The following is a 15,397-nucleotide window of genomic DNA, read 5'->3' on the forward strand; positions in this document are numbered from 1 at the left end:
GGCGAACACGCTGCGGGTGAAAGTCACCGACGCGTTCGGCAATGCGCTGGCCGGACAGACGGTCAGCGTCTCAGCGGACAACGGGGCAGCGGTTGCCGCGACGGTTATCACCGGGCCGGACGGCACCGTGGAAATCTCCGTCACCAGCCAGACGGCGGGCATCAGTACAGTTACCGCAACCATCAACAACAGCACTCTGAGCCAGAACGTGACGTTTATTGCTGATGTCAGCACGGCGAAGATCGCGGATCTGGTGGTCATCAAGGACGGCTCAGTGGCAGATGGTGCGATGGCGAACACGCTGCGGGTGAAAGTCACCGACGCGTTCGGCAATGCGCTGGCCGGACAGACGGTCAGCGTCTCAGCGGACAACGGGGCAGCGGTTGCCGCGACGGTTATCACCGGGCCGGACGGCACCGTGGAAATCTCCGTCACCAGCCAGACGGCGGGCATCAGTACAGTTACCGCAACCATCAACAACAGCACTCTGAGCCAGAACGTGACGTTTATTGCTGATGTCAGCACGGCGAAGATCGCGGATCTGGTGGTCATCAAGGACGGCTCAGTGGCAGATGGTGCGATGGCGAACACGCTGCGGGTGAAAGTCACCGACGCGTTCGGCAATGCGCTGGCCGGACAGACGGTCAGCGTCTCAGCGGGCAACGGTGCAGCGGTTGCCGCGACGGTTATCACCAGGCCGGACGGCGCGGCAATAATCACCGTCACCAGCCAGACGGCGGGCATCAGTACGGTCACTGCCAGCATCAGCAACAGCATTCTGAACCAGAACGTGACATTTATCCCGGATGTCAGCACCGCGAAGATCGCGGATCTGGTGGTCATTAAGGACGGCTCAGTGGCAGACGGTTCGACGGCGAACACGCTGCGGGTGAAAGTCACCGACGCGTTCGGCAATGCGCTGGCCGGACAGACGGTCAGCGTCTCAGCGGACAACGGGGCAGCGGTTGCCGCGACGGTTATCACCGGGCCGGACGGCACCGTGGAAATCTCCGTCACCAGCCAGACGGCGGGCATCAGTACAGTTACCGCAACCATCAACAACAGCACTCTGAGCCAGAACGTGACGTTTATTGCTGATGTCAGCACGGCGAAGATCGCGGTGCTGGAAGTGACGCAGGATTACGCCGTGGCAGATGGTTCGACGGCGAACACGCTGCGGGCGAGGGTGACCGATGCGTTCGGTAATACGCTTGCCGGGCAGACGGTCAGCGTGACGGCAGGCAACGGCGCAACGGTCGCTCCGACTGTCATCACAGGGCAGGACGGGACGGTGGAAATCAGTGTCACCAGCCAGACGGCGGGCACCAGTGCGGTCACCGCCAGTATCAACAGTAGTACCGCGAGCCGGAACGTCACGTTTATCGCCGATGTCAGCACGGCGCAGATCGCGAGTCTGGAGGTGACGCAGGATAACTCAGTGGCTGACGGCGCAATGGCGAACACGCTGCGGGTGAAGGTCACCGATGCTAACGGGAATGCACTTGCCGGGCAGACGGTCAGCGTGACGGCAGGCAATGGCGCAACGGTCGCTCCGACGGTCACCACGCAACCGGACGGCACGGTGGAGATCAGTGTCACCAGCCAGACGGCGGGCACCAGTACAGTCACCGCCAGCATCAACAGCAGCAGCCTGAGCCGGACCGTGACGTTTATCGCCGATGTCAGGACGGCGCAGATAGCGGATCTGGTAGTCACCCGGGATAACTCAGTGGCAGACGGTGCAATGGCGAATATGCTGCGGGCGAGGGTCACCGATGCGTTCGGTAATGCGCTTGCCGGGCAGACAGTCAGCGTGTTGGCGGACAACGGCGCAACGACTGCCCCGACGGTAATCACAGAGCCGGACGGCACGGTGGAGATCAGTGTCACCAGCCAGACGGCGGGAGCCAGTACTGTCACTGCCAGCATCAACAGCAGCAGCCTGAGCCAGAACGTCACCTTTGTACCGGGTGATGCATCGCAGCTCACTTCAACCGTTGAAACAAATAAGTCGAACTATACGGTTGGAGAGACAATCACCATCACGGTAACGCTCCGGGATGTGTTCGATAATCTGGTAACCGGTGCAGCTTCACAGTTAGCCGCTAATGGTGTGCTTACGGTGGCTGGCACCGACCCGTCAGAAACGGGAAGCTGGGTTGAATCAGGTGGCGTGTATACCACAACCCGTATGGCGACGATTGCCAGTACCAATCAGCACGCCAACCTGCAATTGCAGACGTGGAGTGATGGTGTAACGTCAGATCGCTATGACATACAGTCCGGTTCTCCGGCGCAAGCCACATCAACTATCGCTACGGATAAAAACGTCTACACCGCTGGCGACACTATAACCGTCGCCGTGACGCTGAAAGACGCGCACGGTAACCTGGTTGAAGGGGGCGAGTCCTTACTGTCTGGTGATAACGTAATAGTGGAAGGAGCCGTACGTTCAGGAGGATGGTCTGAAACCGCCGGTGTTTATACTGCTACATGGTCGGCGCAAATGGCGGGAGACTCTCACCACGCGACGTTGACTTTGCCTGAGTGGGGCAGCAGTAAACAATCAGAGAGTTATTCCATCCACAGTGGTGCTCCGGTGCAAACAAATTCAGCCATCAGGACAGATAAAACGACATATATCGCCGGGGAGTCATTAACTGTCACAGTAACGTTGCGGGATGAGTTTGGTAACCCGGCTTTAGGGCTGACATCAGGAGTTATCGAATCATATATCGATAATTTTACGGTGGGCGGCGCAGTCCCCGATTCGATGCAATGGGTCGAACAGAATAATGGTGAATATACCATGATCTGGACAGCATGGTTTGCCGAGAAAAATTTGGTTGCCAGTCTGAAATTAAAAACATGGGCAACGGAGATTGATTCCGCGCTATACGGGATACAACCAGGTGCAGCAGCAAAAACTCAGTCCACGATTATCACGGACAAAACGGTATATATCGCTGGGGAGAGCATAACGGTGACTGTTGTACTTAGTGATGCTCAGGGTAACTTTATTACTGATGGTGTCGCTCAGCTTAATGAGGAAAACGTAAAAGTCAGGAATGCAGATCCTATCCAGGGTAATAATTGGATATACAACGGCAATGGGCAATATCAAAGACAGTATATGGCGCATTTCGCGGAAGTGAATTTGAATGCACAACTGAAGATGGTTGGTTGGAGCGATGCCAATTATTCAAATAATTATACTATTAAACCGGGTGAAGCGAGTCCGCATGGTTCACAGCTTCGTATAAGAGATGATGTTGTGGTTGTTGGGGCGGATTTACCTGTCAGTGTTTTATTAGCTGATGATTTTGGTAACCCGTTGGATAACGGTCTGGATTTGCTGGATAATGCAGTGTACTTACAAAATGTGGAGAAGAAAGAAGGGGCTAAATGGATATATTTGGGTGATGGCATATATGAGCGTACCTATATGGCCTACAAAGAAGGAGAGAACTTAAATTCATTTCTGCAGATTAACGGTTGGCGTGTAAACGGGCAACCTTCCTATACCATCCTTCCTTTTGTAGTAGTCGATTCTCTGAGTGTGAATGGTGCAATATTCAGGGCGATAGATGGTTTTCCTGAAACAGGATTTGATGGGGCTAAATTCACCTTAGTATTAACCCATAATATGAAGAATACAGATTATGATTGGACGGCAGGCATCTATGGTATTAATGTTAACAATAATGGAGAAGTCACAATAAGTCTGCCCCTAAATAGTGAAATCACTATTACCGGGAAACCAAAAGATGGTAAAGGGAATAATGTTGTATTCAAATTCAAGATGAAAAAATGGTTTACTAGTTTAGGTGCTGCCAGTAATAACACTTGGGATATTATAAATGCATCATGCAATAGCTATGGACAAGTGGCGTCATCTTTAGAATTAGCGCAGCGACCAAGTAGTGGTGTAGTTCCACGAAAAGTAGGTACGTTGTGGGGAGAATATGGTAATTTGAAAGCTTATGGCAGTACATTTAGCAGTACGGATTACTGGACAAGTACTGTACTTATAGGGGTTCACGAGAAATTCAATCCTGAAACTGGTATATCAACACCAGGATCAGGAAAGTCTTCTGGTTTGTGTGTGAGATATTTTTAACGAAATAACTACTAAATTGCCCTGCATCAGCAGGGCAATTTCTCTTCGTTCTTACGCAGAAGTACGCATCGCACTGATAGTATTAAATTCATTTTTTACATTGAGCAAACGAGGGTCGTGAAGCAAAACATTTGACCATAAATCATTGTCTTTAACTAATTGTTGCCAGCGCTTTTCATATTCTTTTTTACCATAAACAGTGTAAATTAATGGCAAAATCACACCATTTATTTTGTTGGTGTTAATATTAGCCAACAACTTCATAATGTCATTTTTTATAGATGCACCATAGATCAAAAACTTTGTATAAAGCGAGTTAACACAGCTGTAATCAAGATCATGCTCAGGATCAAGTTTAAGCAATAAACTTTTGGCTTTGTCATTATGTCCTTTCAGTGCCATGAACATAGCCAGAATAGAGGTAATAATTGGATTATTACAGGTGTTTTGACTGTTAAGATTTAACGCAAAAGATATCGCGTTATCGAGTGATGATGTGTAATAAAGTATAATTAGTTTAAGAACACTTATACCCATTTTATTGGGCTCAAGAGTAATGCTTTTTTCTATTAAATTAAATGCTCTTGCAAGGTCGCCGTTCAAAAAACATAGCAGCGACTGATAATAATAAACGTCTGGTGAATTAGGTTTGAGTAAATGTGCTTGTTTAAATAGCACATTAGACACTGAATGTTCATCTTTTAGCCCACTGATTAAACCTAGCAATCCTAATGCCTGAGAATTTGAAGGGTTAATTTCCAGAGCCTTTTCTATGGCTGTTATTGCTGTTTTTATAGCTTGCTTTTGTTCACTGAGCCCAAGGAGTGCCAATGATATATGGCATTCCGCCAGACAGCAGTAGGGCAAGGTATTTTGTGGTTGCGTACTCACACAATCTCTAAATATTACTAACGCTCGTTTCAAACTATCTGGTGTATAACGGTACATTTCCATTCTGCCATTCATATACATAACAGCAGAATCCAGAGATGGCATTTGTTGTGTATTAATAGATTTAAAATTAATATTGGGTATTTTTTCAATAAGAATATTAATTACTTGTGATAATAATACGGAAAGAGGATTGTCGGGGTTAAAATCAATACTTTGATGATCAATCAACTTATGCGTTCTGGCATGAATTAATTCAATAAATAAACGCCAGTTTTTACCATAGTGAACGACCTGACCCATAATGTAATATTCTGGGCCTGTTTTATTAATAAACTGATGGATAGTAGAAAAATCGCTTGCCTCATTCGTTACCGAGGCAGGTAAAATATCTAAACCACAAAAAGCATATTTTGAAAGGCCCTGCACAAGTTCGTAATGCAGTTTTAGAACATTGATCGAACCTTCAGTACGAAATGGAAAAACAGCAAGAGTGGTAGTCGACTTTACCGGTTCATTATCGGTTACAATCACAATGGGTACAGTAAAACGGTATCCACGACCATAGACCGTTTCGATATACTTACACTGTTTATTCTCATGCAAAAGTTTGCGCAATGCATAAATACACCGTGTTAAAGATTCATCACTGGCAACACTTGCGCTCCAGACCTTATCAATAATCTCTTCTTTGCTAACAATTTCACCGTCAGCATTAAGTAATAGAATAATAACGCCAAGTTCTTTCGGGGGAATATGATATTCTTTGTTTTTGAATAATAATATTCCATTGTTTTTTAATACAAAGTCGCCAAATATATATTGTTGTGTATTATTTTTTCCATGTTGCAGTTGCATAGAACGCTCCTTCCGTTTTCTCTATTCATAGTATTAATTTGATCAATATAAAATAAAGTATTGGCAGAATTGCTCTATCAAAAAACGCTCATTTTGTAAGATTGTGATGAAGAAATGAATGAAAGCTGATGCTTAATAATATGAAACGCTGGTCCCATTTTACGAGACCAGATAGTGGACTATAATATTTGGCGTTACTTAATCAGAAACGTAAATAATCTTTCGCTGAATCAAATAATGCTGTAATGGTTGACGATAATAATTTTATAATCGTATCGTAGGTGGAGTTGGCTGTGCTGTATTTAGTCGTGATAACCTGTACATCGGTTTTCATGTTTTCTGCTTGCCCATTATAACCCGCTAACCATGCCTGGTATTCAGCTGTGCTTATTTCATAACCGGTGAATTCTTTAGATATATTTTTTTCCTTCCCTTTATTATCCCTGTGCACCATTGAATCTGAAGATTGACTCATACTGTCAATAATCTGAGGGTTGGGAATAATAACATATAAACCGCTACCTTGTGGTTCAACTTCGACAATCGGAGAAGGTGTGCGGTGTTTGGGATCGGGTGGAATTACCGGAAGTCCTAAAGCGGCGCACCATTTTTCTGCTTCTTCCAATGGAACACCAATTTTGTCAGCAGGTGCCGGAGGGTATAAAACATAGTCTGGATTGTAATGATAGTGGAAATCACCATTAGGATATTTATCGATATAATAAAAATGCATCAAGGCCTTTTGAAATGCATTGACATCAAAAATTATCGCATCGCCTTTTTTATTAGAGTGAGTCCATTTTCCCATATTGCTTTGGATATGTTCACTGAAGTCCTGCCAGTATGCGCTCATTATCTCAACGCTATTCGCATAAATTTCGAGGTAGTCGCTACCGAGCACACTCATCAAATCAGCAATATCACTGCATATATATTTATCACTTTTAAATTCGTTTGAACTACTGGCCGTTAAAGTACTGCTGGTTGCTGAACTTCTCATTTCAGGCACAAAACTATCTAAAAAAGCGATAGCGTGAGTTAAGGTTCCTTTGGTCATTGCCATTGCACTTGACCCGGTTGTGTTGTGAGCAACGTTAGCCAGGGTTTTTCTCACAGAGTTATGCAGGGTCAATATTTTATCGGGATCCTTTAATTTTCCGTCAATAGTATTAACATTTTCTGTAAGATGCAGAACGTTTTTTATCAGCAAATAACTTTCGTGTAAAAGTGCAGATCCTTGCTCTGTCAGGTTTTCAGCAGGGAAATTTCTGAGCAAGTTTTTAACGAAGTTAAGTTGTATGTCATGCTGGCATTTCCAGTCTTCATTTCGCGGGCTACGTTCACTGACTAAAGTTGATAGTTTTTCAACATCTTTCTTGAGCATAGCGCCAATATTATTATCCTTACTGGCGCTGTTATACAAATTACCCTCGCTTTTGCTGTTTTCCAGTTGATGAGGCTCCTCACTTTGCGAGGATGCCTCTTTAAGAGGAATGTTTGCATTCTGCTGACGTAAAATATCTATATTTAAATTATTATCTTTATTAATCATGTGTCATTCCTCCTTAAATATAATTAACTATTATTGCAATAATTTATGAGCGAATGCCTTGAACGATAGCACTATCAGTATCAATAATGGTTTGTATTATTTGCTGTAATAAATTGAGTGCCTGATCTCTTCCTTGAACATCACGATTAATTTGATCCAGATAGCTACTCATAACTGAATGCATCACATTTTTAGCTTGCTCAACAATTTCTTTTTCTGCATGAGTAGTACTTTCTAGAATTCTAAGTGATGCTTGAGTTGATTGATTAACAAGCTGTGAAAGTACATCTGCTTTACCTATAGTAAAATATTTATTATATCTTTTGTTATGTTTTATACTAATACGCTCGTTTTTATCTCTAATCTTTTCTTCCGTAGTTTCTTTTTCTTTATCGTAATATTTCAGGGTCTCTTCTTTTTGTTCTTCATCAAGTGTTGTATCTTTCGTTGTTGTTTTTATTTCTTCATCTATTTGCTTGAGATAAGCTTGTTGATCTTGAACTTCCCTTTTTAATCCTCGCTGTGTTTTATCATCAGTTCCACTGATAGTGTGCTTCTGATCAGGTGTAAGGGTTTGCATCTTTTCGGGAGGGCTTCTGAAATTTGCTACAACAGATGCTGCAGCTCCGGCTGCGCCAACTGTTGACCCGGCAAGAACACCAGCCGAACTTGCCATTGTAGCGTGTACGGTTTCTGTTTTCTGATACTGGACAAGTTGTTCAAAAACGTTGCTCATAATAGCCTCAGACATAGCAGAGGCTTTATACATTGATGTGAATACCCTTAAAAATTCCTCCATAACAGCCTGTTGTCGCATGGTCAAATTATCTAGCATATCAAGGATATTATATTTAGATATTTTAATAGAACTCTGTTCTGCAGAACTGCTGGATTGACTGGATGAAATTGTAGCTTGGTCAAGGTCACCCCTCAAATTATCTAGCGTACTCCTTGAGTAATTAAGATTATCCAATAGTTTTACTCTTAGTTCCGGACAGACTTCTCTGTCTGTATTTTTTAATATTATAAACTGAGAGCTTATGTCATGATTAATATCTTTAAGGTTATAGTATTGCACAATTTTATTATCATTTGGTATGTTGTTTTTTTTACTATAATCTCTATCAAAGATTGTTTTATCAAGACTGTTAATATTAGATGTGCTGGACGCATTTTTAATTTCATAGGTGGCCATGTTAAAACCCTCTTATACGATAGAATGGGAAGCAAATTTTAAGGCTTCAGTTCGGTGTTGTAATACTCGTACCATCTGGCTTACCTCTTGTTCGACGGTTTTATCCACCCTTTGCAATACTGAAAGCATTTGTTCACGCGTTTTTGATAGATTACTCATGTCCTGTTGTAAAATTGCCATGTCGGCAGAGTTTCCAGCAACAAAACAATTCATCGTCGATGTTGCTATTGCACAGATGAGTAAGCCTATTTTCTCCAGGCCATTACTTATTTTGGCAATCAACTTCAACACTACGGCTGATGTTTGTAGCACGCTGCATACGCTGTCTAATACCTTTATAATATTTTTTGAAACTGAATTAATAATTGATTCAATGGTTGATTTTATAGTGCTTGTTATTTCTTTGGTGACTTCTTCGGCGGCTGTTTTTGATAATGCAGAAACAACGGCCCCTATTGCTACAGAACATATTACAGCTGCACCAATCATTACTGTCGCCATGACAATAGAAGCGGCTGCACTTGCGTAAATACTTTTAACCAGTTCAATCGTATCTTGATCGACACCAATAACGTCCAGAAGCGCGGTGATTGCGAGCAGAGTGGGATCAACTGTTTTAATCGCAGCCGAAAGACCTTCTACAACTTTCCCTAAAATCCAGCCGGTAGCCGTGGTGCCCAGAGCGATTTGACAAGTGATATCTACACCTAATACTACTGCGCCCGCTATTCCTCCAATAAGTGCCAATGCACCCGCAATACTTGAACCACCACTTGGAACTGCAGCAAGAAGACCAACAACAATTAAGACTGCGCTTACGGCAAAGGTAACTACAGTTACACACTCATTAACTATTTTTAAAACTTTAGTCGTGGTAGTATATTTATGTGCTGTTTCATTGAGTTTATTTTCCCTGACATGGTTGATTTCTTTCATTACCTCAGATTGATTTTTAATAGATTCGCAATTTGTATCGCCAATAACTTCCATTACTGAGGTAATCAAAAGGATAAATGTGGCTGTCGCGTTTCTGTTTTTCTGGTTTTCCTGTGTCAGGCAAATATTGGTGGTGAAGTTATTAATCTGTTCTTGCTGTTGAATTTCGTCAAAAACTTCCATACTTTGGCCGATCGCAGCATCAGCATCCATAATGGCTGTATTTAACGATTTCTCAGCTAACGATTTTTTTTGTAATGACAGCGCGAGTGTTTTTTCAGCCGCATTTTTTTGCGTCAGTACTTTATTATATTGCGGATCGTCAGGTTGCAGTTGCGACAGCTCTTGATTCAATGTATTGACTTTTTTCTCCAGCGATTGCACCTTTTTATCGACCGCATTGTAATTATTATTGGCCTGATGCATGATGTCGTCGGCTTTTTGCGCGGAATCTAATGACGAGGAGTAAGCGTCACTTAATTCACGAAACTTATTATGTGCCATTTCGTGTCGAAGCAGGGTGTTGTCCAGGTTATTATGCAAGCGTGTAGTAATATCCTGATCGGCAATGCCTGATAAATTACCCAAAATCATCGTCAGGCGGGCATCGTTCGTCTTTGCTGTAGTGGCGTTGTCTGAATCTGAAACCTGCATTTCAGGCGGAGCAAGCATAGGTTTGTTTTCAAGACGAGCGCGAATATCGTTATCAAGGGACTTCGGATTTTTATTAAGCCGCATGGGATCAACTTGCGTTTTGTTGCTGTCCTGCAGTCTTTTTTCCTCATCGCTATATTGTGTACGCAATGTTTCGCTGATTTGTTCAAACGTGATCGTCTGTCCCGTAATCGGTGCCGACATAATTCACCTCCTTTTTAAGCTATCATCTGGCTTAATTAACTGTTTATTATTTAACTCATGGCAGATGTTTATTTCCATCTAAAATGGCATCAACGGGAAAATAAGCAATGTGTTTATTGTTATTCTTCTCATTTATTTTATTGGCATGGTTGTTTTTTAAATCAATTGTTGCTTCCTCTTTATATTTCTTGGTTGCTTCTTCAGGCGTAAAAGAAGATTTTTTTACGTTTATGTTCATTTTGCCGACTCACTCTGTTTGAACTTCCTCTTCGGAATTGGCTGTCAAGAGTTCAAGATAAGCATTAGCCATCTCTTTAACTTTTTCATTTTGACTGTAGGTTACGACTGTATTAAATAACTCCGTGGCCATTTTAATGTTTTTTAAGCCCATCTGGCATTGGCCCATATAATAAACCAAAGAGAAATCGTTATCGGGAGATAGCATCAAACAGATATGATACATGTCGAATGCCTTTTGATATTCTTTCTTCAACTGACAGACGGCGGCATATCCCTTTAAATAATTATAATTTTGGAAATCATAAATACAGAGAAATTTAAAAAAGAGTTCAGCTTCGTCAAGTCTTCCTTTTTCATAAAAGTTATAAGCGTAAGCATAAACGCCTTCAAGGGTATCCGGGGTTATGCCATGCAGTTCTGCAAGCGTTGCTCCCATACCTAGTGCACGTTCGAACTTACTGGCAATTTCTTTATTTTCTTCTAAATCCAGATTTGCGCTTTCCATCTCTACTCTCTCCTTTCGAACATTCTTTGTTCAGACTTCACCATTTTTTAGAGGGTGGTGATATCAAAATTCGCTCATTTTTATGCCCATCCGTTGGACTTCCTTTTCTGCATTAAAAACAAGTATTGTTTCAATGAGATAAGATTTTCTATGTGATGAAATGAAAATAATGTAGAGGGAATTTTATCCACAATCCTGATGAACGGGTTCAATTCTGATTGGAATTTGAAAAAGCAGGTGATTTACTGATGTGCGAGTGTACGTCAGTGGCTGCTGGCCTGAGCGCGGAGGTGTGCGAAATTCACATATCCGGGCATTCCACCTTACCCAGCGCTTCCCAGTAGTTATTCTGATTATTACGCTCCATCGCCACAATAGCTTCGCGGATATGTTGTTTGTTACTCTCATCAGACAACATTAATTTTTCCCACGCTTCGTCTGATAATGACGCCTGTGGCGTGCAAATTTTACGTAAATCTTGCAATACCGTGGTCTTTTCTTTTGCCGACTGTAGAGAACTGAATGGCGACTCGGCCTGAGAAATGGCTGGGAAAGTCAGGAATACGGTAATCATGAGTAGCATCGTTGGCTTCATAGCTGCAACCTTCTGCAAATGTGCATCGAATGAAGCATAAGTGTAGTTTGCTTTTGCCGCTCTCATCATGCTGTACGAAAGGTGTTTGCGTGGTCAGTAAGAAGTGCCAGTTTTATATACCTTTTTCTTCTATTCGATAGCTTTTCGTTTTTTAAATCGTAGTGATCTTGCCATTATAGTCAGTTAACGATTAAAAAAAGGATAAAAAATGAAACTGACAACACATCATCTACGGGCGGGGGCCGCATTATTACTGGCAGGAATTCTGCTGGCAGGTTGCGACCAGAGCAGCAGCGATGAAAAGCACATTAAAGTGGGCGTTATTAATGGCGCAGAACAAGATGTCGCGGAAGTCGCTAAAAAGGTGGCAAAAGAGAAATATGGCCTCGATGTTGAACTGGTAGGATTTAGCGGTTCGTTGCTACCGAACGATGCGACAAATCATGGCGAGCTTGATGCGAACGTTTTCCAGCATCGACCCTTTCTTGAACAAGATAATCAGGCGCATGGTTATAAACTGGTAGCGGTGGGAAATACATTTGTCTTCCCCATGGCGGGTTATTCCAAAAAAATCAAAACCGTGGCGCAAATAAAAGAAGGCGCGACAGTGGCGATCCCCAACGACCCGACCAACCTTGGTCGCGCGCTTTTACTGTTGCAAAAAGAGAAGCTAATTACTCTGAAAGAGGGAAAAGGGTTACTACCTACCGCGCTGGATATAACCGAGAATCCTCGTCATTTGCAGATTATGGAACTCGAGGGGGCGCAGCTCCCGCGCGTACTGGATGATCCCAAAGTTGATGTGGCGATTATCAGCACCACTTACATTCAGCAGACCGGGCTTTCTCCGGTGCACGACAGCGTATTTATTGAAGATAAGAATTCGCCGTATGTGAATATTCTGGTGGCACGGGAAGATAATAAGAATGCAGAAAACGTGAAGGAATTTCTGCAATCTTATCAATCGCCCGAAGTCGCTAAAGCGGCAGAAACCATCTTTAATGGTGGCGCGGTGCCTGGCTGGTAATTCTCACTCATGCCGCGCCGGACGATTTATTTTTCTGGCGCGGCGACGGGAATCCATTGAAATCAAAATCACCGATGACAGAATCAGCAGTGTGCCCAGCCAGTCCGGCAATGTGAACGTGATCCCCAGCAACAGCAAAGAGAGCAGCGCGCTACTTAATGGTTCTGCACAGCTCAAAATGCTGGCTTTTGGCCCGCCAATGAGCTGTGCGCCTTTCAGATATAGACTAAAGGTTAGCGAAGTTCCGATTACCACCAGATAGAAAAACGCCAGAATCAGGCTGCCATTAACCACGAAGTTTGTTCCTTGCCCGGCATAGAAGGGCAGCAGGATTAGACCACCGATCAGCATACTCCAGCCGACGACCGGTAACGTGCCATAGCGGGCAATCAGCGTTGAGGGATAGGTGGTATAGAATGCGGCAGCAAATGCCGAGGCAATGCCCCAGAATAACGCGGCCGGAGAGATCGATAATGACGTCGGATTACCGTGTGTCACCAATAAAAAAGTCCCGATCAACGATGTCAAAATAGCGCAAAAAACCGGAATGCCCGGGCGGGATTTACGCACCAGTGAGAACCAGGCGACGATAATCGTCGGTGAGAGGAATTGCAGCACCGTTGCCGTGGCAGCATTCGATTTTTCAATAGTTAGCAAAAAAGTGAGCTGTACGGTTAGCGCGCCAACCACGGAAAAAATCAGCAGACTAATGGCATCTTTGTGATTGTTAATAATAGAAAAGATTTTATCGCCATGCACAAATGACAGCGTCAGCAGAATCAAACCGGCGAATATCAAACGCGTCATAGTCAAAAACTGCGACGACATCTGGCTTTGCTCCATGATGTATTGCGCGCAGACCCCTGAACTTCCCCACAACACGGCGGCAATCAGAACGTTCAGCATCCCCTTTCTGGTGGAACCCATTTTTCCCTCTGCATACTGTTTTGTCGTTTATGTATGCAGGCATGATAGCAAAAATGGCGAGGATGGCTCTGTTTGCGCCACGCCGATTTTTCTTAGCTCAGACTGGTGAGCTAAATATCTTTAATAAACAGCAGGCAAATCATCGCAATACCCAACATCCCTATCGCCAGCCAGAACAACGCGTGGTAGCTCCAGATTTCAACCATAATTCCGTCAACAGAGCCGGCGATAATCCAGCCGACGCGTGAGGTATTTGCATATAACGTTGTCGCAGAGCCTATTTTTTCAGGCATCAGATCCTGAAAATAAAGCATGCCGATACCACAGAGAATACCAAGGAAAATGGCATTTAGAATTTGCAATTCCAGCTCAACTGCCGGAGTCGTCGCCATGAGTACGCTGGCGTAAAAACACATACCACTCACGATAGCAATGAGCATTAATAGTCGCTTGCCAATACGTTTCATGTAATAGCCTGCGATTAACATCATCGGAATTTCCAGACCGGCAGCAATACCAATCATTTCTCCAGCCAGTTTATCGGTTAGATGCAGTTCATCAATAATAAATAGCGGCATATTTATCATGTAGAGATTATTCGCCGCCCACATCATTGAACAGACTACAAAAAGTAGCCGTGTATCCCGCTTTCTATGGATGGAGGGTAAAATTTCTACGGGTTGGGTAACGACAGGAATATTTCTTTGTATTGATGGCAAAAACAACCAGACTATCAGCCCGCAAATAACAAATGCGATGGCAGCGGTGAGATACATCACTTTAAAACTAAATCCCATTGCCAGCTCATAAGCGAGCGGTGGCCCGATAACCCAGGCAAGCGAGATCTGAGCACGTAAAAATGTACTGAACATGACCGTCTCACGGCCTGTTCTGTCGGCGTGTTCACGGGCGAGGGCGAACATTTGCGGGTTTGCAGTGGAAGCAAAACTACTCAGAAGTACGCCCGTAGAGAGAAGAATGAAGTAGTTGCGATTCCACGCAAAAAGAGTGCAGGCCAACACTCCAAATAAGCAACATAGCAGGATCAGTAATTTACGGTCGCCTTGTTTATCGGAGTGCCTTGCCAGAAATTGACTGACCAGAATTCCCATAATAGCGCTACCGGTGAAGAAAAAACCTACCATTATAGGACGGGCTTTCAGTTCATCTGCGAGGAATATACTTAGGGTGGGAGTCTGGAGAGCGCCCGCAATACCAGTCAGAAAGGCGACAAGTAAAAATGCCGCGGCAGTGAGATCAAGTATTTTTGATGGAGTGGTAGCCATTTTTTGCATTCTTCTGAATCACCGGGCGACAAAATATAACTGAATTACAAATAAGTACCAGTCGAATGAGTATTATATTAAGAATTTTTGAGTATCGCTGATACAACCAGAAAGCAATGCTAGCGCAATATTATAGGGCCAGCAATTGAGATTATTAGCAAAAGCATGTTAAGAATTAATCACCGAATTTATATATTAATTATAGTAAGGCAATGAGCTATTTTTGATAGTAAAAATAAAACAAGTTTATTTGATATATTAAATGAACAAATTAATCTTGATGGCAGTCTGATTATTGGTGAAGTTTATAGGTCAGTTTTTTTCGCCAGCGGTTAAAGGAATAGAATCGTCGTATAAAAAAAGGGTGTTTTGGGGCGTGTAAAACAACATCTTCACCTTAATGGCGA

At 43.5% G+C, this 15,397-nt stretch carries 11 protein-coding genes; 2 read left to right on the plus strand and 9 right to left on the minus strand.

Annotation, left to right across the window (positions count from 1 at the left end):
- Positions 1-4,120: Ig-like domain-containing protein (locus tag FQ015_RS22415; protein WP_202385157.1), on the plus strand; the 4,120-nt coding region annotated here is incomplete at its 5' end.
- A 51-nt stretch (positions 4,121-4,171) separates the two neighbouring features.
- Here FQ015_RS22415 and eilA read toward each other — a convergent pair.
- From eilA to yicS, 7 genes are all read right to left on the minus strand, one after another.
- Entirely contained in the window at positions 4,172-5,869 is a 1,698-nt protein-coding gene (eilA, locus tag FQ015_RS22420; RefSeq protein ID WP_106907700.1) for a HilA family transcriptional regulator EilA, read from the minus strand.
- Between the two features lie 202 nt (positions 5,870-6,071).
- Positions 6,072-7,421: an IpaD/SipD/SspD family type III secretion system needle tip protein gene (locus tag FQ015_RS22425; protein ID WP_160524529.1), complete on the minus strand. Its 1,350-nt coding sequence runs from the start codon at positions 7,419-7,421 to the stop codon at positions 6,072-6,074.
- 43 nt (positions 7,422-7,464) lie between these two features.
- The gene (locus FQ015_RS22430) at positions 7,465-8,616 is read right to left on the minus strand and encodes a hypothetical protein (protein ID WP_000257044.1); all 1,152 of its coding nucleotides are present in this window, start codon (positions 8,614-8,616) and stop codon (positions 7,465-7,467) included.
- A 12-nt stretch (positions 8,617-8,628) separates the two neighbouring features.
- On the minus strand, positions 8,629-10,410 hold the full coding sequence (locus tag FQ015_RS22435; protein WP_160524530.1) for a type III cell invasion protein SipB: 1,782 nt from the start codon (positions 10,408-10,410) through the stop codon (positions 8,629-8,631).
- A gap of 55 nt (positions 10,411-10,465) precedes the next feature.
- On the minus strand, positions 10,466-10,648 hold the full coding sequence (locus tag FQ015_RS22440) for a hypothetical protein (RefSeq protein ID WP_105277855.1): 183 nt from the start codon (positions 10,646-10,648) through the stop codon (positions 10,466-10,468).
- A gap of 9 nt (positions 10,649-10,657) precedes the next feature.
- On the minus strand, positions 10,658-11,155 hold the full coding sequence (locus FQ015_RS22445; RefSeq protein WP_088541990.1) for a SycD/LcrH family type III secretion system chaperone: 498 nt from the start codon (positions 11,153-11,155) through the stop codon (positions 10,658-10,660).
- Between the two features lie 301 nt (positions 11,156-11,456).
- Positions 11,457-11,750, minus strand: coding sequence for a protein YicS (yicS, locus tag FQ015_RS22450; protein ID WP_001306625.1), 294 nt, complete (start codon positions 11,748-11,750; stop codon positions 11,457-11,459).
- Between the two features lie 208 nt (positions 11,751-11,958).
- On the opposite strand from yicS, the gene nlpA reads away from it, so the two are divergent.
- Positions 11,959-12,777, plus strand: a complete 819-nt coding sequence (gene nlpA, locus FQ015_RS22455; protein WP_000779407.1) for a lipoprotein NlpA — start codon at positions 11,959-11,961, stop codon at positions 12,775-12,777.
- Positions 12,778-12,780: 3 nt separating this feature from the next.
- On the opposite strand, the gene FQ015_RS22460 is transcribed toward nlpA, so the two are convergent.
- Entirely contained in the window at positions 12,781-13,704 is a 924-nt protein-coding gene (locus FQ015_RS22460; protein ID WP_160524531.1) for a carboxylate/amino acid/amine transporter, read from the minus strand.
- 110 nt (positions 13,705-13,814) lie between these two features.
- Complete coding sequence (locus tag FQ015_RS22465; protein ID WP_001355051.1) at positions 13,815-14,999, minus strand: sugar efflux transporter; 1,185 nt, start codon at positions 14,997-14,999, stop codon at positions 13,815-13,817.
- Positions 15,000-15,397: the final 398 nt, after the last annotated feature.

The sequence above is a fragment of the Escherichia sp. HH26CH genome (assembly GCF_009820205.1).
Lineage (GTDB): Bacteria > Pseudomonadota > Gammaproteobacteria > Enterobacterales > Enterobacteriaceae > Escherichia > Escherichia coli_F.

Excerpts from the sequence above, each read along its gene's own strand:
- eilA (WP_106907700.1), bottom strand. The coding sequence starts at position 5,869 with ATGCAACTGCAACATGGAAAAAATAATACACAACAATATATATTTGGC.
- FQ015_RS22425 (WP_160524529.1), bottom strand. The coding sequence starts at position 7,421 with ATGATTAATAAAGATAATAATTTAAATATAGATATTTTACGTCAGCAG.
- FQ015_RS22430 (WP_000257044.1), bottom strand. The coding sequence starts at position 8,616 with ATGGCCACCTATGAAATTAAAAATGCGTCCAGCACATCTAATATTAAC.
- FQ015_RS22435 (WP_160524530.1), bottom strand. The coding sequence starts at position 10,410 with ATGTCGGCACCGATTACGGGACAGACGATCACGTTTGAACAAATCAGC.
- FQ015_RS22440 (WP_105277855.1), bottom strand. The coding sequence starts at position 10,648 with ATGAACATAAACGTAAAAAAATCTTCTTTTACGCCTGAAGAAGCAACC.
- FQ015_RS22445 (WP_088541990.1), bottom strand. The coding sequence starts at position 11,155 with ATGGAAAGCGCAAATCTGGATTTAGAAGAAAATAAAGAAATTGCCAGT.
- yicS (WP_001306625.1), bottom strand. The coding sequence starts at position 11,750 with ATGAAGCCAACGATGCTACTCATGATTACCGTATTCCTGACTTTCCCA.
- nlpA (WP_000779407.1), top strand. The coding sequence starts at position 11,959 with ATGAAACTGACAACACATCATCTACGGGCGGGGGCCGCATTATTACTG.
- FQ015_RS22460 (WP_160524531.1), bottom strand. The coding sequence starts at position 13,704 with ATGGGTTCCACCAGAAAGGGGATGCTGAACGTTCTGATTGCCGCCGTG.
- FQ015_RS22465 (WP_001355051.1), bottom strand. The coding sequence starts at position 14,999 with ATGCAAAAAATGGCTACCACTCCATCAAAAATACTTGATCTCACTGCC.